This window comes from Burkholderia sp. Bp8984, from assembly GCF_003853755.1.
Classification (GTDB): domain Bacteria; phylum Pseudomonadota; class Gammaproteobacteria; order Burkholderiales; family Burkholderiaceae; genus Burkholderia.
Genome location: NZ_QTQN01000107.1, coordinates 1 through 600, shown reverse-complemented (window position 1 = coordinate 600; position 600 = coordinate 1). Strand labels below are relative to the sequence as shown.

Here is a 600-nt window from a genome sequence, read left to right as displayed (position 1 = left end):
AACCATGGCAAGCGAACCGATTCGCGATCCCGCGAACGACCACCTGCTCACCCCGCAGAACGCGGCGTTCATCGTCATCGACTACCAGCCGGTCCAGGTGAACTCGATTGCATCGATGGATCGCCAGCTGCTGATCAACAACATCGTCGGCGCATCGAAGGCCGCAGTCGCGTACGACCTGCCGATCGTCCACTCGACCGTCAACGTGAAGACCGGCCTGAACAAGCCGCCGATCCCGCAGCTGCGCGCCGCGCTCGAAGGCTATCCGACCTACGACCGCACCAGCATCAACTCGTGGGAAGACGTCGAGTTCCGCAAGGCCGTCGAGGCCACCGGCCGCAAGAAACTGATCATGACCGCGCTGTGGACCGAAGCGTGCCTGACCTTCCCCGCGCTCGACGCGCTGAAGGCCGGCTACGAAGTCTATGTGGTGGTCGACGCAGTCGGCGGCACGTCGGTCGCCGCGCACGAAGCCGCGCTGCGCCGTATCGAGCAGGCCGGCGGCCAGATGATCAGCGTCGCGCAGCTGTTCTGCGAACTGCAGCGCGACTGGGCGCGCAGCGCAACCGTTCCTGCATTCATCAACCTGTTCATCGAAAC

Annotated in this window: 1 protein-coding gene; it reads left to right on the top strand. The window is 64.3% G+C overall.

Features of this window, described 5'->3' with window-relative positions:
• Positions 1 to 4: 4 nt before the first annotated feature.
• Positions 5 to 600: hydrolase (locus DID98_RS35545; protein ID WP_148093566.1), on the top strand; the 596-nt coding region annotated here is incomplete at its 3' end.